Annotated in this window: 10 protein-coding genes; 3 read left to right on the top strand and 7 right to left on the bottom strand. The window is 69.8% G+C overall.

Going from position 1 to position 13,870, the window contains the following annotated elements; translation table 11 throughout:
- Positions 1 to 292 precede the first annotated feature (292 nt).
- From ACFVSU_RS08315 to ACFVSU_RS08300, 4 genes are all read right to left on the bottom strand, one after another.
- Positions 293 to 1,261: a family 43 glycosylhydrolase gene (locus ACFVSU_RS08315; protein WP_387140716.1), complete on the bottom strand. Its 969-nt coding sequence runs from the start codon at positions 1,259 to 1,261 to the stop codon at positions 293 to 295.
- The gene (locus ACFVSU_RS08310; RefSeq protein WP_387140713.1) at positions 1,258 to 2,352 is read right to left on the bottom strand and encodes a Gfo/Idh/MocA family protein; all 1,095 of its coding nucleotides are present in this window, start codon (positions 2,350 to 2,352) and stop codon (positions 1,258 to 1,260) included. Before ACFVSU_RS08310 ends, ACFVSU_RS08315 begins: the two co-directional genes overlap by 4 nt.
- Before the next feature lie 101 nt (positions 2,353 to 2,453).
- Complete coding sequence (locus ACFVSU_RS08305) at positions 2,454 to 4,241, bottom strand: ABC transporter ATP-binding protein (RefSeq protein WP_387140710.1); 1,788 nt, start codon at positions 4,239 to 4,241, stop codon at positions 2,454 to 2,456.
- Positions 4,238 to 5,248 carry a LacI family DNA-binding transcriptional regulator gene (locus tag ACFVSU_RS08300; RefSeq protein ID WP_387140707.1) on the bottom strand — a complete coding sequence of 337 codons (1,011 nt, stop codon included), beginning with the start codon at positions 5,246 to 5,248 and terminating at the stop codon, positions 4,238 to 4,240. The genes ACFVSU_RS08305 and ACFVSU_RS08300 overlap by 4 nt, the downstream gene beginning before the upstream one ends.
- Positions 5,249 to 5,577: 329 nt before the next feature.
- Between ACFVSU_RS08300 and ACFVSU_RS08295 the strand changes: the two genes are divergently transcribed.
- Genes ACFVSU_RS08295 through ACFVSU_RS08285 form a run of 3 tightly spaced genes read left to right on the top strand, consistent with a single transcriptional unit; the run spans position 5,578 to position 9,342 of the window.
- A complete protein-coding gene (locus tag ACFVSU_RS08295) occupies positions 5,578 to 6,579 on the top strand; it encodes an ABC transporter permease subunit (RefSeq protein WP_310285828.1) in 1,002 nt (333 codons plus the stop codon).
- 11 nt (positions 6,580 to 6,590) lie between these two features.
- On the top strand, positions 6,591 to 7,547 hold the full coding sequence (locus ACFVSU_RS08290) for a carbohydrate ABC transporter permease (RefSeq protein ID WP_387140704.1): 957 nt from the start codon (positions 6,591 to 6,593) through the stop codon (positions 7,545 to 7,547).
- 43 nt (positions 7,548 to 7,590) lie between these two features.
- The gene (locus tag ACFVSU_RS08285) at positions 7,591 to 9,342 is read left to right on the top strand and encodes an ABC transporter substrate-binding protein (RefSeq protein ID WP_387140701.1); all 1,752 of its coding nucleotides are present in this window, start codon (positions 7,591 to 7,593) and stop codon (positions 9,340 to 9,342) included.
- Between the two features lie 429 nt (positions 9,343 to 9,771).
- On the opposite strand, the gene ACFVSU_RS08280 is transcribed toward ACFVSU_RS08285, so the two are convergent.
- From ACFVSU_RS08280 to ACFVSU_RS08270, 3 genes are read right to left on the bottom strand one after another with little or no spacing between them, the layout of a single operon-like run.
- A complete protein-coding gene (locus ACFVSU_RS08280) occupies positions 9,772 to 10,377 on the bottom strand; it encodes a YesL family protein (RefSeq protein ID WP_387140698.1) in 606 nt (201 codons plus the stop codon).
- Positions 10,378 to 10,390: 13 nt separating this feature from the next.
- Positions 10,391 to 11,377 (bottom strand): LacI family DNA-binding transcriptional regulator, encoded by a 987-nt coding sequence (locus ACFVSU_RS08275; RefSeq protein WP_387140695.1) that lies wholly within the window; start codon positions 11,375 to 11,377, stop codon positions 10,391 to 10,393.
- Positions 11,371 to 13,830: a glycoside hydrolase N-terminal domain-containing protein gene (locus ACFVSU_RS08270; protein WP_387141304.1), complete on the bottom strand. Its 2,460-nt coding sequence runs from the start codon at positions 13,828 to 13,830 to the stop codon at positions 11,371 to 11,373. Before ACFVSU_RS08270 ends, ACFVSU_RS08275 begins: the two co-directional genes overlap by 7 nt.
- Between the last annotated feature and the right edge of the window lie 40 nt (positions 13,831 to 13,870).

Below are 13,870 nucleotides of genomic sequence, written 5' to 3'. Positions count from 1 at the left end.
GCAGATCCTGCGATGCTGGAAAGCGCTTGCCCGCTACGGTACTCGGTCTAAAAACGTTTCGCAAGGCGTTCGGATGAGATTTTTAAACGATTCAGTAACGGGCCGCGGGATTTCGGGCACGCCGACTGTGCACGGTCCCAGCCCCTACGCGCCGCCGCCGCTCAGTTCCCACAGGTCAACCGGCCTTCTGCAGGAGAGATCCGCTCTCCCGCATCCTGCGTAACCCCGGTTGACCTGTTGAAGGAGGGCGAGGGGAAGGACGGGGGACGGATGCCTCGGGTCAGCGCCAACGTCAGCGCTCGGCGACGAGCTCGCCGTCGACCACGCGCAGGCGCGCGACGTGGACGGCGCTGCGGCGATGGCTGCGCTCGTCGGTGTCGGCCAGCTCGCTGCCGTCCCACCAGGGGTGGGTGAAGAAGTACAGCCGCGCCTCGTCGCCGAGGAGCACCACCGAGCCGTGCCGTCCGATCTGGATGCCGTCTCGCGGAGCGCCGCTCTCGCCCAGGATGACGGCATCCGCCCCGCCCTGGCGCTCCCACGCGACGGCGTCGGCGCTCTGGTGCACCGCCATGCCGCGCCACTCGTCGGTGAGGAGGAACCACGTGCCGTCGAGCGCGAAGACGAACGGGCCCTCGTGCGGGCGCCCGCCGACGGCGGTGCCGTCGAGCCGCCACGAGTCGAGGTCGTCCGACACCGCGACCGCGGTCGTCGAGTCGGCCGCCTCGTCCTTGTACCAGAGGCGCCACAGGCCGTCGGGGCACCGGGCGACGGCGGCGTCGATCACACGGTCGCTCGCGAGCGGGATGACACCCCGGCGGCTCCAGGTGCGCAGGTCGTTCGAGAGGTACTCGACGATCCGGCGCGCGTGCCCCTCCCACTGGGTCGGCACGCCGTCGATCTCCGTGAGGTACATGCGCCAGCGCGTGCCGTCGTGGATGATCTCGGGCGCCCAGTGCGTCTCGCCGACCGCTGCAGGCGGCGGCCCGTCGGCCAGGCGCAGGCCCGCGGCATCCGGTTCCAGCGTTCCGGCGTAGCTCCAGCGGAGGCCGTCCTCGCTGCGGGCGACGCCGATGCGCGAGCCGTGCACCCACGCGACGCCGTCGCCGGGATGCGGGTGCGTGGCGCGGCGCTGGGTGTAGAACATCCACCAGCCGTCGGCGTCCCGCACCACGGTGGGATCGGTCGCGCCGTCGTAGACGGGATCGCGGTAGATCTCGCGGGGTGCTGCGGCGTCCGGGTCGAGTGAGGCGTCGACCGTCATCGGGCCGGTCGCAGGTCGATGACGGTGCTCGCGAAGCTCTTGCGGTGCGTCGGGTGCGCGGCGAGGTCGGCGGGGGTCACCACGGCGCCGTCGGCGTCGGCCGACGCGTAGATCGCGGCGACGAGCTCGATCGAACGCGCGGGTGCCTCGGCCGTCGGCGGCAGGGGTGCGCCCGAGCGGAGGGCGTCGAACACGTCGCGCAGCAGATACACGTGGTCGCTGCGCTCTTCGGGCCCGCTGATCTCCCAGGTCGCGGCCTCGGCGGCGTCGACGTGGGGAGCCGGCGTGATGCGCCAGTTCTCGTGGCCGTGGCCGTACAGGTGGTCGACGGTGATCGTGGCCTTCTCGGTGTCGATGCGGATCGTGCTCGTCTCGCGGGGCGACAGCGTGCTCGAGACGACCTGTGCGACCACGCCGCCCTCGAAGACCACGGTCGCCGTCGACACGTCCTCGGTGTTCGTCTCGCGGTCGAGGCGCCAGAGGCGCCCCTCGACCCGCGTCCAGTCTCCGAGCAGGAACGCCAGCAGGTCGAGCTGGTGGATGGCGTGACCGAGGGTCGTGCCGCCGCCCTCGGTCTCCCACTTCCCGCGCCACGGCACCGCGAAGTACGCGGCGTCGCGGTACCAGAGCGTCTGGCACTGGGCGACGAGGGGGCGCCCGAGCGCGCCGGAATCGAGCAGGCGCTTCACATGGGCGGGCGCGGTGCCGGTGCGCTGCTGGAAGACCACCGCGAGCTGCCGCCCGGCGGCCGCCGCGGCATCCGTCATCTGCGCGAGCTCGTCGAGGGACGGTGCCGGGGGCTTCTCGACCACCACGTGCGCGCCGGCCGCGAACGCCGCGAGGGTCTGCGCGGTGTGGGCGCCCGGGGGGGTGCAGATGTGGACGACATCGGGGTGCTCGGCGGCGAGCAGCGCGTCGAGGTCGTCGTACACGGCGGGCGCGCCGTACGTCTCGGCGAACGCGTCGGCCGAGGCGCGGCTGAGGTCGGTGACCGCGACCAGCTCGGCGTGCGGATAGGCGGCGATGGCTCGGATGTGCGAGTGGGCGATCGCTCCCGTGCCCACGATGGCGCAGCGGAGGGTCTCGGTCACGGTGGCTCCTTCGGGTGGATCGCGAACGGATGCTGCAGCCCCGCGGCATCCGCTCCTCCAGGGTAGGCGGTGGAGACGGAAAGCGCTATCCCGCGGTGAGGTCAGTGCGGAAGGCCGGCCTGTGTCGCGTGCAGGCGGGCGTAGCGGCCCTCGGCGGCGACGAGGGCGTCGTGACCGCCGACCTCGATGACTTCGCCGTGCTCGAGCACGACGATCCGGTCCGCCTGGCGGATCGTCGACAGGCGATGGGCGACGACGAGCGTGGTCCTGCCCTTCATGAGGCGGTTGAGCGCCTCCTTCACGAGCTCCTCCGACTCGGGGTCCAGTGCCGACGTCGCCTCGTCGAGCAGCAGGATGCGCGGGTCGCGCACCAGTGCACGCGCGATCGCGAGCCGCTGGCGCTGCCCGCCCGAGAGCCGTGCGCCGCGCTCACCGACGACCGTGTCCCACCCGTCGGGCAGCCGGTCGACGAACTCGGCGGCGTTCGCGTCGCGCAGAGCGGCACGCAGGCGGTCGTCCGAGACGTCGTCGAGGCCGTACGCGATGTTCTCGCGGATCGTGCCCTCGAAGAGCACCGACTCCTGCGGCACGACCGAGACCGATTGCCGCACGGTGCGCAGGTCGAGGTCCTGCATGTCGACGCCGTCGAGCAGGATCCGGCCCGCCGTCGGGCGCACGAAGCCCAGCACGAGGTTGAGCATCGTGGACTTGCCGGAGCCGGATGAGCCCACGAAGGCCACGGTCTCGCCGGGCGAGATGTCGAGCGAGATGTCGTGGACGGCATCCCGTTCCGCCTCGTCGTAGCGATGCGACACGTGCTGCAGCTCGAGGTGGCCGCCGACGTTCGCGACGGCGCGCTTGCCCTCGTTCTGCTCGAGGTCGGGCTCCTGCAGCACCTCCGAGATCGACCGCATCGACTCCATGCCGCGCGCCCCGACCGGGATCAGCATGAGCAGCTGCGTCAGGCCACCGGTGAGCAGCGTGAAGTACGTCGACAGCAGCACGACTTCACCCGGGGTGATGGGGAGGAAGCCCGTCAGCGAGAAGATCGCCGCGAGCACGAGGCATCCCACGCCCAGGAGCTGCATCGCGACCCACGAGATCGACGCCACATGGCCGTTCAGCATGTCGAGGTGCAGGCCGGCACGGCGCACGCCGTCGGCGCCCGAGGCGACGCGGGTGACGGCGGTCTGCTCGAGGCCGTGTGCGCGGGTGACGGGGATGAGGGAGGCCATCTCGCCGACCCGTGCGGAGAGGGTCTCGACCTCGCGGCGGAACACCTCGTTGCGCTCACGCGAGCGGTTGCGCAGTCCGTAGCGGATGCCGATCGCGATCGGGATCGCGAGCGCGTAGACGGGAAGGAACTGCGGCACCGCGATCGCGGTCATCGAGATGGCGCCGATCATGACCATGGTGGCCGACAGCAGCGGGTGGGTCACCTGCTGGAGCATGAGCTCGATGTTCTCGACGTCGCGCACGACCTTCGTCTGCACGATCGACGAGCTCACCCGCGTGTGGTAGCCGATCGAGAGGCTCTGCAGCCGCGCCGCGAGCGCGTTGCGGAGGTCCGCGCCGGTGTCGCGCACGACGGTCATGAAGTTGCGCGTGTACACGATGTGCATCGGGTAGTTCTGGATGAGCAGCACCGCCGCGACCGAGAACCAGACGAGCACGGTCGAGACCTCGCCGCCGTTCGCGACGATGTCGATGATCTTCGCCGTCACCACCGGGAGGAACCACAGCGGGACCTCTTTGCACGCGAACGCGAGGATCGCCACCGCCATGCGCCCGGGCCGGCGCGCGAGCAGCTTCAGCACTGAGCGGCCGGGGCGGGGATTCTGGGCGATCGAGATGATGCGGATGGGTCCGGTAAACGCTTTCTGCGTCATGTGGACATGGTACTGGCGCGGACGATCAGTTCGGGCCGGTAGACGACATTGCCAAGGTCGGCCCCCGCGGTGCCGCCGATGCGCGCGAGCAGAAGCTCGGCCGCGGTGCGTCCCATCTCGCGCGCGGGCTGGCGCACGGAGGTGAGGGGAACGCCGGCGATCGCCGCGAACTCGATGTCGTCGTAGCCGACGACCGCGACGTCGTCCGGCACCCGCACGCCGCGAGAGATCAGTCCGTGCACCAGCCCGATCGCCAGGTGGTCGTTCGAGGTCACGATCCCGTCCGGGCGGTCGGCGGGGGAGCGGGCGGCGAGCTGCTCGCCGAACGCCACGCCGAGCTCGGACGTCGTGCGCTCGGTCCAGATCGGCTCGAGGGTCGCGCCCGGGTGGGCGGCCACGGCGAGCCGCGCGCCCTGCAGGCGCTCGCGCACCTGCCGCACTTCTTCGCGCGCGCCCACGAAGGCGAGCCGCCGGCGTCCCGTCGAGAGCAGGTGCTCGGCGGCGAGCCGCCCACCGGCGACGTCGTCGAACGACACCGAGGGCAGCTCGCCGGTGTCGTCGATCGCATCGACGAGGACGACCGGGATGCCGCGACCCCGCAAGCGCTGCAGCCAGGGCTCGAGGGGGCCGAACGGGCTCACCAGCGCCCCCTCGACCTGCACCCGCTCGAACAGCTCGAGGTGGTCGCGCTCCTTGCCGACGTCGTCGCTGGAGTTGCCGACGAGCACGCGCATTCCCGCCGCCGAGGCCGCGTCCTCGGCGCCGGCGACCATGTCGCCGAAGAAGGGGTTCGCGATGTTGATGACCGTCATCCCCAGCAGCCCGGAGCGCCCGGCGCGCAGCTGCTGCGCGGCCTGCAGTGGCACATAGCCGAGCTGGTCGGCGGCCGAGCGCACGCGGTCGACGAGGCGCTCGCTCACCATGTGAGGGCGGTTCAGCGCGTTCGAGACCGTGCTGATCGAGACGCCCGCGCGCTCGGCGACATCGCGGATGCCGACTCGCTTCATGTCGTTCGTCCCGTCATGCTCACCCGGCACGGGTCCGGGCCGGACGCCCCCGCGCGTCCGGTGCGACCATGGTAGGCGCTTTCCCGCGCGCGGGAGAGCGCCGGCGACACGGTCGATCGTTACCCCCGCGTTACGAGGAGACATTTGACGAATCGGGCAGTGCCGCCTACTCTTCAATCGAAGCGGTTCGAAATCGAAGCGGTTCGATGAACGAACCTCGGATCCCGCCCCTCGACAGAGCGGCAGCCACGTACACGAAGGAGTGACATGGAACGGCATGCTCACCCGGCGGTCCCCTCGGCGGATGCCGCGAATCAGGGCACCCTCCGATGACCACTCAGGCGCAGTCGCAGGTCGTCTTCCAGGAGGCGGCGGTCCACAACCTCGACCAGAACGCCAAGAAGGGGCGCGGCCGGCGGCTGCGTCCGGCGGGCAGCCGGACGTCTTTCACGCTGTTCCTCTGCATCGTGCCGTTCCTGGTGCTGGCGTTCCTGTTCTCGTACCTTCCGCTGTACGGCTGGATCTACTCGCTGTACGACTACAAGCCGGCGCTCGGCCTCGAAGGCAGTGAGTTCGTCGGCCTGCAGTGGTTCCAGATGCTGGTGAGCTCGCCCACGCAGATGGCGCAGATCGGCCAGGTCCTCCTCAACACGCTCGCGATCAGCTTCCTCGGGATCGCGACATCCGTCCTGCCGCTCTTCTTCGCGATCCTGCTCAACGAGATCAAGGCGCCCTGGTTCCGCAACTCCGTGCAGACGCTCACGGCCCTCCCGAACTTCATCTCGTGGGTCCTCGTCTACATGATCGCGTTCTCGCTCTTCTCGAGCTCGGGCCTCGTCAACGACGTGCTCAACGACGCGGGACTCATCACGGCGCCCATCAAGTTCCTCGACACGGACCAGAACGTCTGGATCACCATGACGCTCTGGAGCATCTGGAAGGGACTCGGCTGGGGCGCGATCATCTACCTCGCCGCGATCGCGGGCATCGACCAGTCGCTGTACGAGTCGGCCCGCATCGACGGCGCCGGCCGCTTCCAGCTGATGCGGTACATCACGGTGCCGCAGCTGATGCCGACCTATCTCGTGCTCCTGCTGCTGTCGATCGCCAACATCCTCAACAACGGCATGGAGCAGTACTACGTGTTCCAGAACGCCTTCAACAAGCAGTGGATCCAGGTGCTCGACCTGTACGTCTACAACATCGGCATGACGGGCAACAGCCTGTCGATGGCCACCGCGATCGGCATGCTCAAGAGCCTCATCTCGGTCGCCCTGCTGCTCACCGTCAACGCCGTCTCCAAGCGCGTCCGCGGCGAATCGATCGTCTGAGAGGCCAGGACATGACCACGACGATGACGAAGACGCTCACCACGACCAAGAAGGGCGACACCTCGGCCCGCTATCGCGGGACCGTCGGGGACGCGGTGTTCCGCCTCGCGAACTACGCGCTGTTCTTCCTCTTCGCGCTGATCTGCGCGTACCCGTTCTACTACCTGATCATCAATTCCGTCAGCGCCAACGACATCTCGGCGCTCGGCGACGTGCGCCTGTGGCCGGTCGGGTTCCACCTCTCGAACTACGGGCAGGTGTTCCAGCTGCCCGGCCTGCCGATGGCGACGGTGGTCAGCATCGGCCGCACCGTGATCGGCACCGCGCTGACGGTGCTCGCGTCCGCGTTCCTCGGGTTCATGTTCACGCAGACCCGCATGTGGGGCCGCAAGTTCTGGTACCGCTTCCTCATCATCACGATGTACTTCAGCGCGGGCCTGATCCCGGTGTTCATCATCATGAAGACGCTGGGTCTCACCAACAACTTCTGGGTCTACGTGCTCCCGTTCGTGGTGCAGCCGTTCAACGTCATCCTCGCGAAGACCTACGTCGAGTCGATGCCGAAGGAGCTGCAGGAAGCCGCCGAGGTCGACGGCGCCAACATCCTGCAGGTCTTCTTCAAGGTGTACCTGCCGAACATGACGCCGATCCTCGCGACGATCGCGATCTTCAGTGCGGTGACGCAGTGGAACAGCTTCCAGGACACCCTGATCTACATCACCGATCAGAGCCTGTACACGCTGCAGTACCTGCTCTACATGTTCATCAACCAGGCATCGAGCCTCGCCCAGGCGGCGCAGAACGCCGGCGGCAACATCGGTCAGATCGCCGGGCTCGCCACCGAGCAGACGCCGACCTCGATACGCATGACCGTCTCGGTGCTGGTCGTGCTGCCCATCATCTTCATCTATCCCCTGTTCCAGCGCTTCTTCGTGAAGGGCATCATGCTGGGCGCCGTCAAGGGTTGACGGCGGCCACGAACCACCACAGAACCACCAAGAAAGGAAAGCAATGACGCTTCGAAAGAAGGTGTCCCTGGCTCTCGTGGCGCTGCTCGCCGCGGGCTCGCTCGCCTCGTGCAGCGCCGGCGGCGGCGACGACCAGGGTGCGATCGACCAGTTCCCCGAGAAGTGGGACCAGGAGATCACGATCGACGTGTTCGACGGTCTCGCCAACTACATGGGCGTCCAGCAGGGCTGGTTCGCCAAGATCGTCAAAGACAAGTTCAACATGAAGCTGAACATCATCGCCCCGAACGTCGCGGGCGGCGGTGACACCCTCTACAACACGCGCGTCGCGGCCGGCGACCTCGGCGACCTGATCATCACCGACAAGGGCGAGAAGCTCGACGAGCTCATCGAGGGCGGTCTGGTCAAGGACTCGGCGAACTACTACGGCGCGATGGACAACCTCGCGAAGTTCGACGCCGCGGTCGAGCACCTCAACGACGGCAAGGACGGCGTCTACGGCTTCCCGTCGGCGGTCTCGTCGCTCAAGCCGACCGAGCCCTCCGAGGGTCTCAACCCGACCTTCGGGCCGTACCTCCGCTGGGACTACTACAAGGAGGCCGGCTACCCCGAGATCGGCACCCTCGAGGACCTCCTCCCGGTGCTCGCCGACATGCAGGCCGCGCACCCCACCGCCGACAACGGCCAGCCCACCTACGCCTTCTCGCTGTTCAAGGACTGGGACGGCAACATGATGGTCACGGCCAAGCAGCCCGCGTGCTTCTACGGCTACGACGAGCTCGGCTTCGTGCTGGCCAAGGCCGACGGCTCGGACTACCAGAGCATCCTGGATCCCGACGGCGAGTACATCCGCAACCTCAAGCTCTACTTCGACGCCAACCAGCTCGGCCTCGTCGACCCGGAGTCGACGACGCAGAACTACGACACGCTCTTCTCGAAGTTCCAGAACGGGCAGGTGCTGTTCTCGTGGTGGCCGTGGCTGGGCCAGTCCGCCTTCAACACCGAGGACAACATGGCCGCGGGCAAGGGCTTCGAGATGGTGCCCCTGGCGGACCAGAACATCTTCTCGTACGGCGCCGAGGCGTACGGCGGCAAGCAGGTGTTCGCGATCGGCTCGAAGGCCGAGGACCCGGAGCGCATCGCCGCCTTCATCGACTGGCTCTACTCGCCCGAGGGCGCGTACGCCAACAGCAGCCAGACCGGTGCGTCGGCGGGACCCAAGGGCCTCACGTGGGACGTGAACGACGCCGGCGAGCCCGAGCTCACCGACTTCGGCAACGAGGTCTTCCTCCAGGGCGGCGCGACCGTTCCCGAAGAGTGGGGCGGCGGCGAGTACGCCGACGGCGTCTCGGCGCTCAACCTCAGCGCGGTGCTTCCGATCGACACCGACCCCGAGACGAGCCTGCCGTACAGCTACACGTTCTGGCCCACCTACCAGGCGGCCATCGCCAACCCGCTGACCGTCGACTGGTCGGCGAACATGGGCGACGCGACCTCCACCATGGAGTACCTGCAGACCAACGACCAGGTGCTGGTCGCCCCGGGCGCGAGCTACGCGGCGCCGGCCGACGACTCCGAGATCGAGACCCTGCGCAACCAGGTCAAGGAGATCATCAAGCAGTACTCGTGGCAGATGGTGTTCGCCGCGAACGAGGCGCAGTTCGACTCGCTCCGCGACGAGCTGATCAAGACGGCTGAGGGCCTCGGCTACGACAAGGTGCTCGAGTTCGACATGACCAACGCGAAGTCGCAGAACGACGCGCGGGTGGCCGTGGCGAAGGAGTTCGGCAACTAGCCGCACCGTGTGCAGCGAAGGGCTCGGGATGCAGCATCCCGAGCCCTTCGTCGTGCTGCTCGCACGGGCCTCCTCAATTGAGGGGATGCGCCGAGCTGAGGGGCCCAGCGTCAGAGGCGGTCCGCAGCTGGGCTCTCGTCCTCAATTGAGGTTCACGGATGCTGTGGCGCCGGGTCCCCGCGTCGCGTCCTCAGGTGAGGCGCGGATGCCGTGGCGCCGTGGCGCCGTGTCCCGCGTCGCGCCCTCAACCGAGGTCCACGGATGCTGTGGCGCAGGGGCACCGAGCCCCCGCGACGCGTCCCCAGATGAGGGGATGCGCCGAGATGAGGACCCCGGCGGCGTGATCGGTCCGCAGCTGGGCTCTCGTCCTCGTTTGAGGATCACGGATGCTGCGGGCCGCGGCATCCGCCACCGCCGGCGCCCGAGCAGTCAGGCGTCGTGGCGCGCGAAGACGCTGCGGAAGAGGAAGGCCGTGGCGTAGGCGCCGACGGAGAAGCCGATGGTGGCGATCAGGATCGCGACCGGGGGGAACAGGATCGTCAGGGCGACCGCGGTCACCGGGATCACGAGGACGCCGAGGGTGCGCACGGGCTCGGCCGCCGGGAGCAGCAGCGAGTTCTGGAGGGTCTGGCGCACAGGCCCCGTGAGGTACGCCACCTGGGCCATCGCGTAGAGGAACGCGGCGAAGAGGTACACGGCGCCGATCACCGCCACGACTCCCGCGACTCCGGCGAAGAGCGCGGGGTACGCGAACCAGAACACGCTCGAGAATCCGAGCAGCGCGGCGGGCAGGAGCAGGCACAGCATCAACACGGTGGCGCGGCCGAAGTTCGCCCGGAACGCGGGGAAGAAGTCCTTGAGCGGGCGTCCGCTCTCGTCGTCGGAGTAGCGGATGGTGACCTCGTACAGCGCGCTCGTGGCCGCGCCGATGGTGACGATCGGCAGGCACACGAGGATGTAGAGCAGGTTGAGCGCGACGAACGTCAGGAACGTCGAGAAGCCGCCGAGTGTGCGGCTGTCGGGATCGATCCTCATACGTGCGTCGCGATCACGGCGTGGGTGCTCCGGTGAGCGCCGGCGGCAGCAGGCGCACCGCGGGCTTCGCACCGCTCGAGAGGATCTCGCAGATCATGTCGGTCGCCGCTGCGCCGATCGCCTCCGCGGGCACCGCGATGCTGTCGGCGAGACCGGGCACCGAGCGCGCCACGTCGTCGGGGCACAGTGCCACGATGGCGGGCTCGTCCCCGCGCTGCCGGCCGCGCTGGGCGATCGTCGTCGCGACGTGGGGGAGCGCGCCCTCGTTGTGCACGAAGAACCCGGTGATGCCCGGGTCCTCCGTCATCACGCCGTCGACGGTGGCGATGGATTCGGACGTGCTCGGGCACGCGTGGACGGTGCCCGTCACGCCGTTCGCCTCGCACGCCGCCAGGAAGCCGCGCGCGAGCCGGTCGGCGTACGAGGTGTGGCGCGACATCACCTCGGGCGGCGAGCCGATGAGCGCGATGCGCTTGTGGCCGAGTGCGACGAGCCGGTCGACCGCGAGCCAGCCCGCGGCCTCGAAGTCGAAGTCGACGCAGGGCACGGAGCGCCGCCCCTCGGGAAGGCCGATGAGGACGCTCGGATGCCCCAGCCCCGACAGCGTGTCGATGCGCGGGTCGTCGGACTCGACGTCCATGACCAGCAGCGCGTCGACCATCGAGCCCTTCGCCGCACGCTGGAGCGCCTTCGAGTCGTCGCTCGCGAGCAGCAGGATGTCGTAGCCGTGCTTGCGCGCCTGGGTGACGACGCCGGTGACGATCTGCATCACGACGTGCACGTCGACGCCGGTGCGCAGCGGAGCCTGCAGACCGATGACGTTCGTGGAGCGGGACGCGAGCGAGCGGGCGCCCGCGTGCGGGCTGAAGCCGAGGCTGTCGATCGCCTTCTCGACGCGGTCGCGCGTCTCCTGCGAGATGGCCCGCTTGCCGCTCATGACGTACGACACCGTCGAGATCGACACGCCCGCCTTCTGCGCGACGTCCGCGATCGTCACCATGAGATCCCCCGCTCTCCTCGTTCGATCACCCGCGTGGTTCCGGGTGCGAGCTCGTATGTTCCGATCGAACCGTCCGGCCCGTGCACACTCATTGTGACTGCTCGCGCCCCCGCGCGAAGCCGCGCCCGCACGAGTTCCCCACCGGCCCACTCGACGTCGACCGACACGTCGCCGCGGGAACGGATGCCGCGCACCCGGCCATCGGGCCACTCCGGCGGCAGCGCGGGCAGCAGTCGAAGCGTGATGTGCGCCGTCTCGGCGCTCGCCGCCGGCTCGTCGAACGACTGGACGAGGGCCTCGGCGATGGCCGCCGTCACGCCCAGGTTGCCGTCGATCTGGTACGGCGGATGCGCGCTGAAGAGGTTCGGGTAGAGGCCGCCGCGATGAGCGTCGGTGGTCTCCTCCGCGGGCCGCAGCGCCATCCGCAGCTGCGCGTGCACGGCCGCGCCGTTGCGCAGGCGAGCCTGCATCGCGGCGCGCCAGGCGAGCGCCCAGCCGGTCGACTCCGGACCGCGCAGGCGGATGGACTCGGATGCTGCGCGCGCGAGCCCGGGCGTCGCGTCCGGGGTGATCTGCGCCAGAGGGAACAGCCCCATCAGGTGCGAGAGGTGGCGGTGATCCGGCTCGGCCTCGACGCGCTCGCGGTCCCACTCGAGCAGGTCGCCCCGTGCCGACACCTGCGGGTCGGGGAGGGCATCCGTGAGCGTGGTCAGCTCCGCGATCCACGGGTCGTCTGCGTCGAGCACTGCCGCGGCAGCGCGGCAGACCGCGGCCAGCTCGCGCAGTAGCGCGACATCCATCGTGGCCGACACCGCGACGCCGCGCTCGCGCCCCTCGGCGTCGAGGTAGTGGTTCTCGGGCGAGGTCGACGGGCTCGTCCACGCGCGCGCGCCGTCGGTCTGGATCCACGACAGCGCGAAGGCCGCGGCCGACGCGAGCACCGGCCAGGCCTCGTTCCGCAGGTAGGCGCGGTCGCCGCCGAACGAGTAGTGCTCCCACAGGTGCAGTGCGAGCCACACCCCGCCGAGCGACCAGTTCGCCCACGCCGGGTCGCCGTGGCCGGCGCCGACCGGGGCCACGAAGGCCCAGGCGTCCGAGTTGTGGTGCGCGACCCAGCCGTCCGCGCCGTAGAGCTCGCGGGCGACCGAGGGGCCGGTCGTCTCGGAGAGGCGCCGTGTGAACCGCAGCAGGGGCTCATGGCACTCGGCGAGGTCGGTCGTCTCAGCCGGCCAGTACGCCATCTGGGTGTTGATGTTGAGGGTGTACGCGCTCGACCACGGGCCCGGAAGCTCGGCGTTCCACAGCCCCTGCAGCGTGACCGGCAGCCCGCCGGGCTGCGACGACGCGATGAGCAGGTACCGCCCGTAGTGGAACATGAGGGCTGCGAGAGCCGGGTCGTCGACCTCTTGTGCCCGGCCCACGCGATCGACGGTGTCGAGTGTCTCGACGTCGGCCGGCGTCGGCAGTTCGAGCGCGCACCGCGCATAGAGCTCGCCGTGCGCCGCGGCGTGGGCCTCGAAGAGCTCCGTCGCCGTCGCGTGGACATCGAACGACCCGCGGATGCCGCGCAGCAGCGCCGCCGCGTGCCCGAGGGCGTCGCGGGCATCGGCCGGGTCGCCGGGGAGTGCGGGTGCGGTGGCGGTGGCGATCGCGAAGAGGTGGGTCGTCGCGGCAGCGCTCACGAGCACGCCGTCGACGACCTCGGAGGCGCCGCGGGCCTGGACGACGATCGCGCCGTGCCGGCCGTGGTCCTCGTCGTAGCGGATGGGCTCGGCGGGGTCCTCGTGGCCAGGGGCGACGTCGACCGGGAGCCACCACTCTGTGGCGAGATCGCCGCCCGCCGAGCGCGGGGCCGAGCGGGGCCGCAGGAGCGAGCCCACCTCGAGACGCACGCGCACGGGCTCGTCCGCGGTGATCTCGTGCATGACGGCGCCGGTGACGAGGTCCGCCCAGGTGCGGTGCCGCACGTCGACGCCGTCGATCGCGTACTCGTGGGTGGCGGCGCCGGTCGAGAGGTCGAGGCGCCGCGCGTAAGGTGCGGTCGAGGACGCCGGGGCGACGACGTCCGCTTCCACTGTCAGCTCGATCCAGCCGAGCGGGAGGTAGGCCTGCACCCATGGCGCCTGCATGCGCTGCAGGAGCGCCTCCGCGGTGTCGAGGTCGTCGGAGTCGATCGCCGCGCGCACGGCCGCGAGTGCCTCGGGGCCGCGATCCGCGACGCCGTCCAGCGGGTCGGCGCCGGCGTACCCGGACCATGCCGTGATGTCGTTCAGCCACAGCCGGTCGCCGCCGGCGAGCCCCGCGCACATCGCGCCGCGCACGCCGTTGCCCACCGGGTAGGCCTCGAGCCACCGCGAGGCGGGGGTGGAGGCGCGCAGCGCGTGGAGCCCTTCGGCACGCTCAGGGACCGAGTCGGGCGGCGGCGGGACCGCTCCATCGCGGCGCGTGGACATCGTCACCCTCGTAGTATACCGTCTCAGTGTTGAAGCGCTT

It is taken from the genome of Microbacterium sp. NPDC058062 (assembly GCF_042885375.1).
GTDB classification, from domain to species: Bacteria; Actinomycetota; Actinomycetes; order Actinomycetales; family Microbacteriaceae; genus Microbacterium; species Microbacterium trichothecenolyticum_C.
This window is presented reverse-complemented; position numbering and strand designations above follow the sequence as displayed.